9 protein-coding genes are annotated in these 17134 nt (G+C 31.8%); 4 read left to right on the forward strand and 5 right to left on the reverse strand.

From position 1 onward, the window contains the following. Window positions 1–128 precede the first annotated feature (128 nt). From QEN48_RS06460 to QEN48_RS06470, 3 genes are read right to left on the reverse strand one after another with little or no spacing between them, the layout of a single operon-like run. Entirely contained in the window at window positions 129–1532 is a 1404-nt protein-coding gene (locus QEN48_RS06460) for a restriction endonuclease subunit S (RefSeq protein WP_347985107.1), read from the reverse strand. Then, window positions 1525–3015, reverse strand: a complete 1491-nt coding sequence (locus QEN48_RS06465; protein WP_280108084.1) for a class I SAM-dependent DNA methyltransferase — start codon at window positions 3013–3015, stop codon at window positions 1525–1527. The genes QEN48_RS06460 and QEN48_RS06465 overlap by 8 nt, the downstream gene beginning before the upstream one ends. A gap of 3 nt (window positions 3016–3018) precedes the next feature. Next, window positions 3019–3654 carry a helix-turn-helix domain-containing protein gene (locus QEN48_RS06470; RefSeq protein WP_280108085.1) on the reverse strand — a complete coding sequence of 212 codons (636 nt, stop codon included), beginning with the start codon at window positions 3652–3654 and terminating at the stop codon, window positions 3019–3021. Between the two features lie 765 nt (window positions 3655–4419). Here QEN48_RS06470 and QEN48_RS06475 point away from each other — a divergent pair. Further along, a complete protein-coding gene (locus QEN48_RS06475) occupies window positions 4420–4908 on the forward strand; it encodes a hypothetical protein (protein WP_280108086.1) in 489 nt (162 codons plus the stop codon). A 448-nt stretch (window positions 4909–5356) separates the two neighbouring features. On the opposite strand, the gene QEN48_RS06480 is transcribed toward QEN48_RS06475, so the two are convergent. Together QEN48_RS06480 and QEN48_RS06485 are read right to left on the reverse strand one after the other, a co-directional pair. After that, entirely contained in the window at window positions 5357–6268 is a 912-nt protein-coding gene (locus tag QEN48_RS06480) for a hypothetical protein (RefSeq protein WP_280108087.1), read from the reverse strand. Window positions 6269–6318: 50 nt separating this feature from the next. Next, on the reverse strand, window positions 6319–7011 hold the full coding sequence (locus tag QEN48_RS06485; protein ID WP_280108088.1) for a DUF6884 domain-containing protein: 693 nt from the start codon (window positions 7009–7011) through the stop codon (window positions 6319–6321). A 284-nt stretch (window positions 7012–7295) separates the two neighbouring features. Here QEN48_RS06485 and QEN48_RS06490 point away from each other — a divergent pair, with 284 nt between their 5' ends. From QEN48_RS06490 to QEN48_RS06500, 3 genes are all read left to right on the forward strand, one after another. Continuing rightward, on the forward strand, window positions 7296–10379 hold the full coding sequence (locus QEN48_RS06490; RefSeq protein WP_280108089.1) for a hypothetical protein: 3084 nt from the start codon (window positions 7296–7298) through the stop codon (window positions 10377–10379). Beyond that, window positions 10372–13758 carry a UvrD-helicase domain-containing protein gene (locus QEN48_RS06495; protein ID WP_280108090.1) on the forward strand — a complete coding sequence of 1129 codons (3387 nt, stop codon included), beginning with the start codon at window positions 10372–10374 and terminating at the stop codon, window positions 13756–13758. The genes QEN48_RS06490 and QEN48_RS06495 overlap by 8 nt, the downstream gene beginning before the upstream one ends. Window positions 13759–14054: 296 nt before the next feature. After that, window positions 14055–17123 carry a hypothetical protein gene (locus QEN48_RS06500; RefSeq protein ID WP_280108091.1) on the forward strand — a complete coding sequence of 1023 codons (3069 nt, stop codon included), beginning with the start codon at window positions 14055–14057 and terminating at the stop codon, window positions 17121–17123. Window positions 17124–17134 lie beyond the last annotated feature (11 nt).

Genomic DNA, 17134 nt, shown 5'->3' on the forward strand with positions numbered 1-17134 from the left:
TATTCAATTCATACAATAGCTAATTAACGCTAAAAATAGGGAAACACCCATATAATAAATCCGAATTCACTATACCAAACCATCTAACCAATCCCCTACATCATAATTCCAAACAGCATTACTAACCACTAACACTCACAATCCACAACCTCATCCACAACCTCAACCTCCCTATCCTTAGTCCTGACCTCACCAGTCAACAAATCCTGCATCAAACCCTTCTTCAAACGCTGAAGCTGTTTTTTCCGATTTTCTTCAGCATCGATTTTCTCATCAATCGTCAACAAAGTGTCTGAAATTTTTTCCTGCTCCTCTTTTGAAGGTTGAAAGATTTTGGAACATTTAATAAACCCCATGGGAGCCATATTCTTAATTGCTGAACCTCTTGAGCTGAGTACTAGCTGCCTCTGACCTATATTTGATTGAAGGAAATACTTCATATAAGCAGTAGAAAATATATCTTCGTCAACCGAAAATTTAAGTAGGGCCTGATTAATTACTCCCTTTTCATAGTCCTCTGGAACTCGGGCTATTTTTCCCAGTGTTCCTGAACAACTAATTAAAAGGTCTCCTGCTTCCACACTGAATCTCTTCATTTCGTCAAATTTATCTTTAGTGATATAGTAATCCCCATACTTGAAATCTTCATAGATGGCGTTTTGCTGCTGATATACTTTGTAGCCGGATTCAACGAAAATTTCTTTCTTTAGCATACTGCCGAATGGCCCTCTTCTAAGGCCATTTTCCCCATCTTTAGCTTCTTTGATTGTCTTAATATTCCAATTTGATGGCTTTCTGTATGTAAACGGACCTATTCTAATTTCTTCAAATTCTTTGTGGTTGTAGTATCCTTCTGTGAAGAGGTCTTGCATCAGGCCTTTTTTGACCTGTTTGGTTTGTTCGATGATTTCTTGGGTTTTCTGGATGGCTTGATCTACGTTGTAGAGTACACTAGCGATTTTACGTTGCTCAGAGATTGGGGGGGATGGAATCTTCAGTTTTTGAGCAATAGCTTTGCTGATGGATGGCACTGCCCCTTTTTGTGCGAATGCTTCCATATCGACCATGCATGAAAGATAGTAAAGGAATTCCGGATTGATTTCCTGTGGAATCCAGCCCATTATGTTATTATCGAATGAAGACGGTTCTGTTAACATTCTCCGCTTGTTTGTTAGGAGTGCAGCTCCAACTTTAGGTAGAATGGTTGTATTTTTTGGGTATAGGTCATGATTTAATTCCTTTAGGTTTTCTTTCGAGATTTTGTTATTTACCTTGGAAACGTACTTTTGGTTACCGGGTTTATTCATATCTGAAACTTTATACACAGGGTGTTGGCCTTTCTCCTCATTTTGATATTCTGTGGGTAGTGAGTTGCCGCTCACTATACGAACTACTTCACTTAGTCTTTCAATAGGCCAGTCAGAAGGTGGAATGCCACAAACTGTCTTTCGGGTTAAATCTGATTCTTTCATTTCATTCTTTTCTGAATCATTTTCTACATAATCTTCAAGACTTGAGTCTTGTTTATTCATAGTTTAGTGTCTCCATGTGTTCTTTCATTTTTTCTTCTATTTTTTGGCGTTCTTGTTGGAGTTTTTTCAATTTCTTTAGTTCTTTGCTTACGTTTATTGGTTCTTCTGGTTTTGTTGTGTCTATGTATAGGGCTATGTTTAGGTTGTAGTCGTTTTCTTTGATTTCTTGTAGTTCTACGACTCTGGAGACTTTTTCCTCTGTTTTCCAGTTGCGGTATTTCTTTAAGATTTCTTTGATTCCTTCTTTGGTTAGGCGGTTTTGGTTGCTGAGTTCTTTGTAGTAATCTTCTTCTGCTGCGTGGATGAATTGGACCTGTCCTTTTCGTTCGTCTGGTTTTTCTTTGTTTATTACTAGGATTCCTGATGGGATTGAGTTGTTTTGGAAGAGGTTTTTTGGTAGGCCGATTACTGCTTCTACTAAATCGTTTTCAAGCATTGGTTTTCTAAACTTTGATTCGTGTTTTCTGAAGAGGACTCCGTGTGGGATTACGCATGCCATTTTCCCGTTTTCTTTGAGTGATGCTATCATGTGTTGGATGAATGCGTAGTCTGCTCGGTCTTTTCTTGCCCATCCCCATTCGAATCGGTTGTATTCATCGTCTTTGCATTTATCTTTTTTCCAATTGGATGAAAATGGGGGGTTGGCTAATACGTAGTCGAATTTTTCTAGGTCTCCGTTTTCTGTGAATTGTGGGTTTGCTAATGTGTCTTCTCTTGCTATTTCTCCGTTGAGATTATGTAGGAAGAGGTTCATTCTTGCTATTGGTGCGATTCCTGGGTTGCTTTCTTGTCCTTTTAGTATTAGGTCGGTTTTTGGGTTGTGATTATCTTTGTTTCGGTAATGTTCTGCCATTTCTACTAGCATGCCTGCGGATCCTACTGTTGGGTCATATATTTTTGCTTCTTTTTGAGGGTTTAGTATTTGAACCATTAGGTTTACGATTTCTCTTGGTGTGAAGAATTGTCCTCCGGATTTTCCTTCTTCTTCAGCGAAATCAGATACTAGGTCCATGTAGGCTTCTCCGAGTATATCTGGTGCTACTTTTTCAAGGCTTAGACTTTTTGTGTTGAGGTGTTGGAGTAATTCTTGTAATGTGTCGTGGTCTAGAGAGTCTGATTCTACGTAGCTAACGTTGAATACGTTTCCAAGTTTTTCTGGGTTCTCTTTCTCTAGAGCTCTGAATGCATCGTCTAAGAATTCATCTACATTCTTTGTTTGTTTTAATGCTTCTTCGAAATGATATTTTTCTGGTACTTGGAAATCGTGGTAGGCTTCGTCTTTCGCTAGTTCTTCATCGTTTACTTCTTCCATTGCCTTCTGGAATCTATCTTGCCATGTATCATCTATGGCTTTATAGAAAATAAGTGGTAATATGTAGGTTTTGTAATCAGTAGGATCTACAAGATCTCTAATAATATCAGCACATTCAAACAAATGATCACGTAGCTCATCAACAGTTATAGCTTTTTTATCAGCGGACATATATCATTCAACCTCATCTAAATAATTAATTAAATCTAAAACATCAGAATTAATGTTCACTCTGGATATGGATTCTATTTCAGGAAATATATTGTATGTTGGTTGGAGAATAATTGAAAGCATTATAAGGTATTTTGATTTTTCAGAACTTTTTTGGTTTTTGTACTGAAATTCCCCGAGTTTTTGTATTACTGAGTCAGACCTAAGAAATGCTTCTCTAATGTTTTTTATATTCGCATCTTTTCTTGAATTAATAATTACTTGATATATAATTTCTAAAATCAGTTCTCTAAGTTCTGATTCTATTATTTCATTGATGTTAAGTTTTATCTGAGTTTTTATTTCATTGATTTTATTTATTTGATTTTCGTAGTCTTCTTTTTTCTCAGTTCTGGTTAGATAGTTTTCTATGTGTGTTCGATATAGTTCTAGTAGTTTTTGTTTATTTATATGGTATTCTTTGTCTTCCCTTGATAGCAGGTCTGATTTTGTTAGTTTTTTACAATTGTTTGAAACTGCTCCTTTTGAGATTGGTAGTTCAGTGACAATCTCTTTTTGTTTAGGGAATTTATCTCGGGACTCAAATTCAGCAATTATAGATAGAACCTTGAGCTGGTTTGACCCCTCTCTAATCTCCAACACATTCATTAATTAAGTTTAGTAGTACATACCCTTAAATAATTTACGGATATTAAAGTAAACCCAAATAATTTGTTTAGCAAAACTGACTCATAGATAGGGACTACATTTAAAAAATACAATAACAAAAACCCAAAGTTTAGAATGTCTGAGAAAAAATAATCTAACACTATGTATTTCATTTATAAATTCTCTCTTTTATGGACAATATAAGATATATAAATAAAAAGAGATTTTTCATCTTTACCTTTTTTAGACGATATTTGCCATAAAAATTTTAAACTTTTTTTAAAACAATTAGGGATGTGGCGACTGATTATAAAGAGGTGGTCATCAAGATATTAATTTATTTGTTCTGGAATATTATTGAAGAATTTATTTTTCGGAGCAAAAAATCAGACGATATAACTCTTGAAGAGATAATTGAAGAGAAGATTGTTATGGATTTAGGGGGGTTTTAACGTTTTTAGTGTTATTTGTTTTCTGTCTTTTTCTGCATTATTGTATATTCTCTTGGTTCTTCAAAAGTTCTGGTTCCATCGCTTCATCAGGATTATTAACAGTCTCAAAAACCTTGGAAATAGTATTATATCCTTCAAAAGCAATCCAAGAACATAAAAAACATATAAAAATCATAGACAAAACAATAAAAAAAGTATAACCAATAAAAATAAAAATAGAAAAAAGACATCTCTATCCTGATTTTATTTTGCTAAATTTTAAAAAAATAATGCAAAGGGCAGGAAATATTATTGTGATTATTTTATGTATTTAGTTGAAATAAAACAATCAGCTATTGAGAATAATGAGGATGTAAAAGAGTATGTCTACCAGAACGGAAGGACAATAAGTTTTGATTCAAAAAAAGAAACTGAAGAATTAGTAGATGAATTAACTGAAAACCAGGAAAACATTTGTTTACAAAAATCAGCCCCACAAGATAGAAATAAACTAGATGAATATATAATCCACTTTCCAAAGCAATACAAATATAAACCAAAAAAAGACAGTGGAAATGAATTCGTTTTTGAGTTAACTGGTAACCAGATAGGAGCAATAGGAGAATCAATAGTTTATGGACACTATATATTAGCACCAGCACTTAAACACTACTTATCCAAAAAACATGAATTTGAATATGATACACGAACTATAAGCGCTCCAAAGCTTTTAATCGAAGAATCATTTTATACATCCAAACTTTCCTGGATGCCAGACTTAGCATTCAAACTAACAGAAAAAAAAGGGAAGTAATAGAAGAAAAAAGAGAAGAGAAAAACCTTAACAATATTTGAAGAAACAGAAGACGGCGAAACAATAGAAAAAAAAGAAGTGATGGATATAACCGTCCCTACTAAATAAATAAAAAGGCAGAAGACCACGAAAACAAAACCTATTTATGCGAAATAAAAACAGAAAACGCCTCAATTAGAAGAAAACAACTAGAAGCTATGAAAAAACTATCCAATAAAGGATACAATGTTCTTAAAATAAGGGTAAACATACAAGAACTACCAGATGAATATAAAATGAAAATCGAAGAAGTATAGTAATAATTTCAGAAATATTTGAGAAACTTTGATCCCAAATTAGATGGTGAACTTTCTGAATCAGAGAAAATTTTGAAGTTTTTATTAATTGAATCTTATTAAAAATAACAGATTTTAAATCAATTTATAGAGTGGTTGATTCCAGTCTATAGTTATAGTGTTTTTAAAGTAACTTTATCTCCCTCTATCCTAATTTTGCCATTTATACAGAATTCCTTTGCTTCACATGAATCACTTTTCGGACAATTGCCTGTATTGGTATCTCTTTTTGTGCATCCATATTTAGATAGGTGCCAGAGAGGCTCATCCACATCAAGGGCTACCATAGATCTGTCATCTATTGACAACCCTTCAACGCTTTTAGACCAAGCTTTTCTTACATATTCAAAAATTTCTTCAATTTTGCCACTGAAAGATGCTCTCAAAACACCTGTAGCAAAGGTAGCTCTAGCAACATGCCTATCTACGGGAATCGGGACCTTTTCTAGTTTTTTAATTTTTGTTATACCTACATTATCCCTTAACATTCTGATCCAGAGAGGACCAATTTTTGGTCCTCTAAGATAGGGATAGTCGTTTCTATAGCTAGAACCTGTTTTATGTTTGTCTTTCCTCAAATGTTTCAAAATAGTCCTAGCATCCCATTCATTGCTCTTAAGAAAATTTCTGGGATCTCCTCCCCATTTTTTGTAAAAAGTTACACCTACTGTCCTCCAAATATAAAGATCTTGTTTAGGTCTTTTTGCCAATCCGTGTTTCTGCATATCCTTCTTAATCCTATCTCTCGAAACTTCATGAAGAGATTTTGGCTTGAAAAGATATCGTGTCTCAGGATCCTCATAGGTTTTTCTAGCACTGTCCCATAGCTTGTCAGCGTCACGAAGATAGTCTATCGAAACAGTAAGAGTTATAAAGAGAAGATGCTCAAGAGAGCCTTCTTTTACTTTTTTGGGGACAATATCTTCAGGCATCTCGGTTTTTCCATGAATACCAGTAGTTGAAAAAGCTGAGCAAAGAAGATCAGCAATTTCCTCCCCTCTTTTTTGATCTATTTCAATATTCATTTTCAATAAAAGTGATATAATTTTTGATTAAATACTATTTTTTATTTCATTTACCATTCCATTATAGTAGCGTCTGTTCCTTCAAAAGCATCTTTAGTTTTTCTTTTATATACTTTATTTCCCAACACATATATTTCATGGAAATCCGATAGAGGTTTATTCTCCTCAAATCTTTTTTGGTTTCTAGCTTGTTGTTTCAAAGTTGTTTCTGAAACTGGACCTGAATTTAGATCCCCGAACTTTACATCATAATTTGAGATAGGATGTTCAGGTTCTATAAAACCGTATCGTGCACTTAGAACAACCCATTTAGCATCCCCTTTATTTCCAAGTTTCTTTTTAGCACTTGAAAAAGAACTCCCTCTATAAGCATCTTTTGCGGGAACAAAACGGGGCGCATCCGGCTCTTCATCCCAAATCTTAGTTTTTGTACAGCTAACGATGTAAAGAACATCATCCGAACTTTTTTTAATGTTGGATTCCTTTTCCAATAAATTGCTTACTTCTTTTATTTTATTTCTGGCTTTTTTCTTGAATTCAGACTTTGGATATTGTTCTTCTGCCTCTTTGAAGTAAGAAAAAGCTTTATCTAGTTTACCTTCTTCCATTGCAGCTTTTCCTAAATTAAAAGCTAAGTGTCCATCATTTGGAAAGCTCTCTCGAAGCTCCTTTAAATGTTTATACGGATTATCCTTTTTCCAAGCTTTTTCTATATATTTATTAATTCTATTCCAATTTGGCATAATTAAGCCTTCTATAAAAAGTTTATAATAAATCTTTTTTATTTCAATTAACGCCCTTTGCATCCTTAGTATAATTTTATTGTATAAATCACAAAAAAATCAGAATGACAAAGATAACTCTTAATAGCCAAAGAAAGTATCTATTTGAACAACAAGAAAACAGGTACAGAATAAAACCAAAAAAAGACAAATTAATTTGGATATGGATATTTAATTTTTTTATTAAGATTTATCATTTGAACGAAAGATTTTTCTGGTTTGTTTTATAACTCCTATTTGTTGTCATGAATGGAGACAATTTAGATTTAGTTTTAAATAAAAATCATCCTCAGGATCATTTGTTGGAGTTTGCAGAAAGCTTAGATGGTGATTTAGAGATTGATTTTAAAAATCGTTTTTTGTTTATTCTTCCTGATGGGATTTCGATTAGGAATGCTAGACATTTAGTGTCTAGAGAGTATCCCTCGGCAAATGAAAAAATAAAATATACAACGTTTGAAAGAATGGCTAAGAAGATACTTAGCGAACGTGTTAGTTCGCCTAGTATTCTAGAGGGATATTATCTAAATACTCTTTTAACAAGAGCTATTAATGAACTCTCAGGGGATAATGAGAAAGCTAGGAAAATTAATGACATATTGAAAAACTTTGAAAGGTCTTCTGGTAGACCTCGAGAAAGATGTTCATTAGTTGATAATCTTTCCGCTGAGTTTAATGAATTTTTAAGAGCAGTGTATCCACCTTCAATTCATTCTGGAGACTCTGATTATTTAAGTAGATTAAAAAAGATTAATCAATCGATTGATATAGAGTACGAAAAAAACCAGAATAAAATAGCTCTAGAGTTTTATAAAAAAATAGAGGAAGAAATCAGGAGTAAGGCTGAAGAGACCTTAGGTCAAGACCGCCATTATCTTTCAAGAGCACACTTAGTTTCTGAGGCAAATGAAAAAATTAAATCTGGTGAAATTGATTTAAAAGATGTTTTTCCAAACATAAATGACATAAAGATTTCTGCTATCACTGTTTTTGATACAACCATATTCCAATTTGTTAAAACCCTGTCTAAATATTTCAATTTAGAAATAGTGGTTACTGAAGGAAGTCATGATAGAATTAAAAAAAGGTTTCAAAAAAACGATACTTTAGAACCTAATTTTTTAGATAATGATACTGGAGATGTGAATAAAGAAATCGAGAAGTGGGAGATACCTACCTCTAGGCAGGAGGTGGATTTTGTTGCCTCTTTATTGAGAAGCAGAGAAGACATGGACCCTAAGAACACAATAGTAATCGCTAGAGATACCTCTAAGTATCTTCCCTATGCCCGCAGGATCTTATCTGACTATGGATTTTCCCATCATGTCGAAACAAGAAGAAACTTATCGACCTCTATTCCGTTTAGATTAGTAAATTCTTTGTTTAACATACTTCAGGAAGATGAATGGTCAGTTGAAGATATTTCTAATCCTCTTAGACTTGGGTTCATTATAGAGATGGATAGTGGCAAGAGGCTTTTATCTGATAGGTCCTTTTTAATGGTTGAGTATTGGCTAAACCGAAAAATAGGTCGAAACAAGGAAAAAGAAACACCCCTTGGATGGATGGAGAAGTTTAGAAACAGTTCAAGCATCAGGAAATATATAAATCAATTATATAATTGGAAGAATGAGGTCACACCTGAAAATATTGATGAGAAATTAATAAAAAAACTTGACGAGTTTCAAATTAAAACTACCTACTATAGAAAGCAGCTTGGCGGGAGAAATGGTTTAGATCCAGCAACAAATAGTCGGACAAGAGTAACCGATGAACACTTAAATGCGGATGTCGAGAGAGTAATAGCTTTGATTAGGCGAGCAAATGAATTCTCTCAATACCTAGCAAATCTAGAAGATAGAGACAACAAAACTATATTTGATTTTATAAGAGCATTCTGGATAATTGGAGGAGCATCAACCTACGGTAAAAAAAGAAGAGATAAACAAGCTATAAAGTTTGTTGACGCTGCCAACTCTTACTTTTTACCTCAAGAAAACCGCATTATTTTAGGTATGAATGCCGATACATTCCCTAGAAAACCACCTGAAACATTTCTATTCTCCAAAGATTTCGTAAGAAAAATTAATAATTTCTCTGTTAACAAAGGAAATGGTGACCTATACTTCCAATCTGCTGAAACAGATTTCGAAAACGAAGAAGACTTTTTCAATGCAGCCCTTGGAAGAATAAATGAAAAAATATCAATATACCAGGTTAATCCATACTTAGACGAAAGAGGACATAGAAATAGATGGTCAATATTCTCAGACGAGGATGAAGCCATACACATAAAACCCTCCGATTTTTATTTCGAAAATAATAAAAAATGTGATATCACCCCCAGCTATGCCTACAACCAAAAATCAGCTTGGAGCAAACAAATCTCCAACTACAGATTCTCCAAAAATAATGAAAATTCTACCAGTTTTATTAACAGTCCGTATGAAAAATATAATCCACTTGAAACTCGTTTAGAAAAGTTCAAGAATAGAGTTATCAGTTCAGAAGAAACAATAAATTTGCCTGATATAAACAAAGAAGAATATCTTAAGGAATTCATTCAGGATTTTGAAAATATTAAAAAAGTACCTGCACATGAACTGGATCTTTGGAGAGAATGTGAATTAAAGCATTACTTTTATTATTTCGTTTTTTATCAGAGATATTGGAAGAAAAACCAAAACACAGATATCAAAAACATAAAGATAGGATCTAGATATTTCATACCTAATTTTTGGGATGATTTCCAAATTGGAAAAGTACCTGAGAGGCTAATGCGGTGTTATATATCCACTGATGAATGTAAATTGTTCAAAACATATATAGACAAATTCATCGAAAATGAAAAAATTTCAAATGATGAAGTTTATGATGAAAAGGCTAGAAGAGTTACTAAAAGAAATATAGTTAAACTATTGAAATTCCTAGATAATTCTAATATTGAGGTAGTTGATTTTGAAAACGAATGGACTAAGTCTAACTCTAAGGATTTTGTCAGTCCACCGAGATTAAAAGTTAGTGAAGGAAATGTTAAATACTATAATATTGCTAGATACAATACCTACATCCTGTCAGATTTAGATGAAAACTTAAAGAACTTTAAGACATTTCAACAGGCTAGATATCTTCATCATTTATTAGTTCCATCAGAAAATAACCCTAAAAAAGACACTCCTTTTTACTTTAAATTAAATTTAGATGATCATATTTCAGAATATAAGCAACGTATAAGAGTTGATAAACAGGCAACTGGTTTTAAAGATAGTGATAAATGTAAGAATTGTGTATATAACAGGTTATGTGGGTGGTGGGGTTTTGATGAATAAGGATTTGGAGATTGAACGTTTTTTTAGGGAGAATAATGAGATTAACAAACCTAATGAAGGGCAGATAGAAGTTTTAAACTCTTTATTTAAAAGGGAAAATGGGAAGGTTCTGGTTAGTGCAGGGGCTGGTACTGGAAAAACCCATACTATGGTTTATTGTATACTAGAAGCTATAATCCGTTTAAAAAAGGGAGATAAAAAGGATAAATCAGAAAATCCCTTTGATGAAATACTTGTAGTTACTTTTACTGTTGAAGCTGCTAGGGATTTGAAAACCGAAATCTTAAATGTTATTCAAAAAATTGAAAGAGAAATCAATGATTTTGAAAGTCTGTTCAATTGTAGTGCTAAGAAATTAAAAAGGCAGTTAGAAAACGAATCTTGGATTTCAACAATAGATGCTTTTACGAGGAAAATAATAGAAGGTGAACAAGTAAATGTTGGTTTAGGAGGTATAGATGAAAATCCTGATCAATATGAACTTAATCAAATTCAAGAAAAAATTGTTAATGAAATTAGAGAAGAAGTGAATCCTGAAACAATCAATTATCTTGATGATGTTTTACCAAGCACTAATTTTGAAGACGGTTGGGAAGAGGCAATATGGGAGATATTAAGGAAAGCTAGAGAGCTTAATAAAAATACTAGTGAAATTTTTAAAAAAGCATCAGACACATTGGAAACTGAATTTTTCATTGGGATAGATCCTACCAATAATATTTCTGAAGAGGATATCAGAAAAATTAACAAATATATCACTCCTCATCGAAACGAGTATATTTCTAAAGATGAATTGAAAAACTTTTATTTAGATTATAAGTTTTTTCTTGAGAAATTGAAAGAAGTCTCAATTGAAGCCGCTAAAAAATATGATAGTATAACAAAGCCGAAAGGAAAGTTAACATACGAAGATGCTAGGTATCATATAATAAACCATCTTGAAGAAGGTAACGATTCAGTTAAAGAAGGGTTTGATTATGTTTTCGTTGATGAATTTCAAGATACAAGTTATATCCAATGTGAACTTATAAAACACTTTATAAGTAAAGACACGAGAGTAGCTTTAATTGGCGATGTAAGACAGAGTATATATCAATGGAGAGATGCAGATCCTAGAATATTCTCTCAAATGCTTGGTAAAGAAAAAATAGATAGATTTGGAGTTGGAAACTTTGAAACAAAAAATTTAGAGGTTAATTATAGATCCAACCCAGATATTTTAAAATTTGTAAATAATCTATTTGGAGAACATCCAAATTCAATTTTTAATGCCCCTGCTAAAACAGGAGGAATCTCTCTACCTACAAACGACTTAAAATCGCCCAAAAAACGAAAGAACGAGGAAAAAAAGCTAGATGAATCTAAAATCCATTTATACTGTTCAGAACATACTACTACCGATAACTTCTGTCGAGATTGGGCTAATGAAATAGCAAAAACCTTATTAAAAATCAAAAAAGGAGAATTGGATTTAAAAATATATGAAGGGGGAAAAAGTGAAGGAGAAAGTTCATTTAGAAACGCAGAAATAGGTGACTGCTGGATTTTAATGCCTACGAGAACAAAATGGGATGTTCTAAAAAGAAATCTGAATGATAGAAACATAGAGTATGTTATGGTCAGAGAAGATGGTCTTTTCCAAAAGTCTCCATCTGTAGGCGTAATAATTGATATTTTAAATTGGATTAAAAATCCATATGATTTTCAAGCACTTAGCCGCATATTAAGGTCTCCTTTATTCGCTTTAGAGGATAAAAGCTTACGATTTATTGCCAAAAAAGATTTTAATTTATTTGATGTATGTAGAGAATCTCCTGATTTTCTTAATGAAAGAGATCTTTATGAATTGAACAAACTTATTGAACTTAGAGAAGAACTTAGATGGAGAAGAGAAGGCAGAAAATCAAGATTAATTGAATCAATTTTAGATTTTTCTTTTTTTGATAATGTAATTCAAATTTGGAGAGAGGGAGACCAAGAGATAGCTAATATTAGGCAGTTTCAAGAAATTATAGATGAATGGGAGGATGATAGTCTACTTTCTTACTCCGAATTTTTAGATAGAATTAATTTCTTTAGAGAAGAAGGTGGCGGCTATAACTTCGCATCATTAGCTGATCAAGAAGACAAAGATGCTGTAAAAATCACAACTGTTCATTCATCAAAAGGACTTGGATTCCCTGTGGAGTTCATATATTATCCCGAACGAAATCTGTATTGGTCTATAAGAGCACATGAAAAGTATTCAGAAGGAATCAATATCAAAAACAAGAATAATGAAGATATATTTGCTACATTTTTTATAGATCAATTCACTCCAAGTAATGCAGTGGAGCCTAAACCCAAGGCCGCAATAAGTGGAACTAAAAATGGAATTTTTGATTGGATGGTCTCCGAAGATTTTTCTGAGCAATATAGATTACTATATGTTGCTTTGACTAGAGCAAAAGACCATCTATTCATACCTAAAAAAGATGAATCCACTGATAATTCAGCAAGTTGGGAGAGGGAGTATGGCAATAGATTTGAAGAAGATTATTTCTTTCTTGAAGAGTTAGATATCGAAGAGATATATGAGACAGATGAATACAAAGAAGAAATAGAGCCTAAACTTGAGGATCCTATTAAAGAAAGGCCTAAACTAGAGAATTTCATACCTGAAGGAGTGACAGCAACACACATATATGACCTGGAAATTTGTCCACGGCTTTACCAATTTATAGAGTTAGAAAAAATCCATGGTAAAAGGGATTGTGAAGGGAAGAAAAGGACCGAAGCAACGGTATTTGGTTCATACCTACATTCAGCCCTCGAAATTAACAATTTAAAAAATAAAGAATTAAACCTAAGTTTTTTAGAAACCTACAACCGAAAAGAAGAAATAAAAAAATCTATGAAATCATTTTATAACTCTAAAGTCTATGAAGCCCTAGATATTAAAGATAAAACAATTAAGAAGGAAAAAGAACTACTCTACCCAATAAAAATCGGTGAAGATAAAATATTGGTAGAAGGTAAAGTAGATCTTATAACAGTGGACAATAAAGGAAACATCTCGATTTTTGACTACAAAACAACACCAAATAAAAAAGAATCCTACCACCAAAAACACGAAGAATATCAACTACTTACATACAAATGGCTAATCACTAATCTATATCCAAAAAACAATATAAAAAACCTTGAAATCCTTCGTTATGACTCTGAAAAGGAAAAATGGAATTCCGAAGAAGTAGAAGGAGATGTATCCGAAATTACTAAAACTTTAAAACAAAACATTCCAATCAAGACAGATAAAAATGGATTAAAAGGAAAATTTGGCAAAATAAATCATTGTGAGAAATGTAGATATAAAGGAATTTGTAGAGACCTATCTTAATTCTTTTCTATAAAATTTTATTATTTATCTAGCTATTTTGTATTTCAAAAAAACCATTTAAACCTTTAACGTGAAATAGACCAAATAAAGTAAACTATTTCAAATTTAAAAAAAATAATTATTGTTAAAATACTAATTAGTTGAATTAAATTGATTTAATGTTGATTAAGTTACCTAAATATATTTTTTTAGTATATAACCTTTCAAATAGGTATGAATTTAAATTATTAAATAAAAAGTTATTTAATTAATAGGAATCTTAAGATTTAATGTCTTATTAAATCGAGGTGGAAAGTTTGGTAAAAGACCGAGGAGCAGATCCATGTAAGGAATGGAAAACTTTTGGTATAAAAGAATTTGAAGAAAACAAAAATAAGCTAGAAGAGGAAATAAAGAATTTTATTCATATGGGAAAACAAGATCCAATTGGTATTGTGGGGCCCTACCGTTCTGGCAAGACACAGTTTTTGTATCATGCTTTTAAGAAATCTTGGGAGAATGGAATACCTGCATTCTACGTAGATCATCCTAAAGGGCTTTTAAAAAAATTTAAAAAATCTGAACTCGAGATATATGAATGGATTGACAAAAAAGCTAAAAACCAAATAGATCTTCTTAAAAATGGTAAATTTCAAGAAGTTGAATGGTTTCCAAATTTCTCTGATACTGAACTTAGAAAGTGGGCTGAAAAAAATATATCTGATTTTCCTTGGCAAAAATATAGTAAAAAAAGGGAAGAAAGATATGTTCTTATAATAGATGAGCTAGAACAGTCATATAGTTATTTTTTACAATATATCCCTACCGATGATAATACGCCAACTAGAGTTATTAACGATAAATTAACTAATTCTCTGAATATATGGGGTTTAGGGATGATTTCTGCTTATGAAATGTCAATGAGTGATGCAGAAGTAGGTAGGTTTAATGAGATAAGGATACCTACAGTTAACGCTAAAACAATAAACAAGTTTTTAATTCATGGAAATAGGGAGTATCCACCTATATCTAATCTAATTTGGTGGCTTTCTTGGGGACGAATGGGCTGGATTAATAAACATATAGATGAGGCGCCGACCAGAATTTCAGAAATACCAAAATGGGTTAAAAAAGAATCTAAAAGAGATTTTTCAAGTGGAACAAAATCAGTAAGACCTATTTGGGAAGAAGAATTAGAGCCTAAAGAAAGAGAAAGAGGTATTAGAGCTGTTTCTTTTATAAGGGAAAATGCATATGAAGGTTGGATTATTGAGGATGAGAAAGGAATAAAAATAGAAGACGCTAAGAATATTGTCCTTAGTATTATTGAGGATTATTCAGAGAAAAATAAAATTGATTCTGACCTATTAGATAGATCTGTGAAAAAATTATGTCTAGGTTTTGCAACAGGTCAACATACACACCTTCCTATTAATATACTTAATTCTCCTGAGAATGCTGAAGCATTTATAGAACTACTTAAAAACATAATTATTTCCAACGAACCTAGAACTGAAGAGCGTGCTCAAACAATTGATCAGCTAAAACAAATAAAAGGAAATGAACTTCCAGTACTATGGACACGAAAAACTGGAGATATTAAAGAGATTTCAGAAAATACCTGTTGGACTGTTGACCCATCAATTATTTATAAAACTTTTCCACCAATAGCAATAAACCCAAATAATTTAGTTAAAAAATCACGAGAAAAGCTTAATAAACAAATTGAAAGCGGAATAATAATTGAACCTGATATAGAGATACCACCTTCGATTGATATTAAAGTCAAGTTTTTTACTAACGAGAAATCATTTGAAAAAGAATGTATGCGAATTGAAAACTCCTATGACGTTACTGAATTTACAATTTTGGTGATACCGGAAGATAAAGATTGGGAATTATCAAAGAACCTTAAAGTTACTAAAGAACTTGGTAAAATATCGCTTTACAAAGAAGGAAGCACTATGTTCTGGGATTTTTTAATTAATCTTAAACACTACCTTAAAGAACTAAATGGTGTTAAATCCAATTACATAAACAACGAAACTTTAGATGTCATAAAAGAGTATGAAAAAGATAAAGAAAAATTGAATACGATAATGACTCTTTCTCCACAGGTTCTAGAAAAATCAAAATCATTAATCAAAAACTCAAAAAAACAAATCTTAAAACTATACTCAAGAAAAAATTTCCCTGGTCCTGTATGGCAAGAAGAGAAATTTGATGACTTATTTTGGACATCAGGTGAATATAAAGGTACAATTGTAGCTCTATCATATATGTTTGTTTTCTCACCTTCCCCTTATGATGGCCAATATAAGTACTCAGATTTAAGGAGAATTCTAATTGATGCTTATAAAGACAATATATTTAAACCCAAATCTAAATTTAAGCTAAAAGAATTTTTTGATAAATTGTTTAAACAAAATGGTATGTCGGATCCTTTAAAAAAATATCGTTCATATTATCTAGAAGATGGTGAGCAAAAAAAACCGATTAAAAATCTATCAAATCTATTAGATCATTTATCAAGGAACGAAGAAGATTCAATTATTAAAAAATCGAAAGATTTTGATGTAGAAAATGAGGAAATAGAGTTCTTAAGACAAGGCAATTTTACGAGAAAACATTCAAAATGTATGCTCAGAGGACTTTTTCTAACACAAATAGCACTTAATAAAGATAAGGAATATGAAAAATCTTTAAAAAGTGTATTAGATCATTTAAATAAATTAGAAACTAAAATCGAAGAAAATATAATTAATGAAATCGAAAATTGCTTACAACCCGCTTTAAAAATGCCAGAGAAAGGAAAATCAATCCAAATAAGCTATACAACTGTTGAAACTATTTTAAAACATATTAAAGATGCAAAAGAAGCTACTGAAGATTTACTTGGAAAATGTAAAGTTGATAGAAAACTTAGGCCTGTAGGATATGGATTTAGCATTATTATGGAAAGGTTCAATTGGTTAGTTGAAAACAAGCTTGATGAGATAGAAAATGAAATACATAAAATTAATTTACAAGAGATCGAAAACTTAAAAAATGAGTATTCTTCAATAAAAACCAAAATCGAAGATATGGATAATTTAGAAAAACATTCAGATAGTGATTTCAACATTAATGAAGAATACATTAAATTTAGCAGAGAGAAATTAGATTTACCTGAATATGTAAATGCTGAAGATTTAGAAGTTCCTGACCAAATCGATGAACTTAATCAATTAAATAAAAAGGCTGAATCAATTAACAAAGAGTTCTTTACTAAGTTCTCAAATAAAATAGATGAGATTGAAGAAGAAAAGGAAGAACTAGATGCGAATAGAGAAAAAGTTAAAAACAAACTAGAAAGAGTTTTTGACCAATTTATCGAATCTATGTAGAAAAGGTGAAT

This window comes from Methanonatronarchaeum sp. AMET-Sl (assembly GCF_029854155.1).
In the GTDB taxonomy this organism is placed as follows: domain Archaea; phylum Halobacteriota; class Methanonatronarchaeia; order Methanonatronarchaeales; family Methanonatronarchaeaceae; genus Methanonatronarchaeum.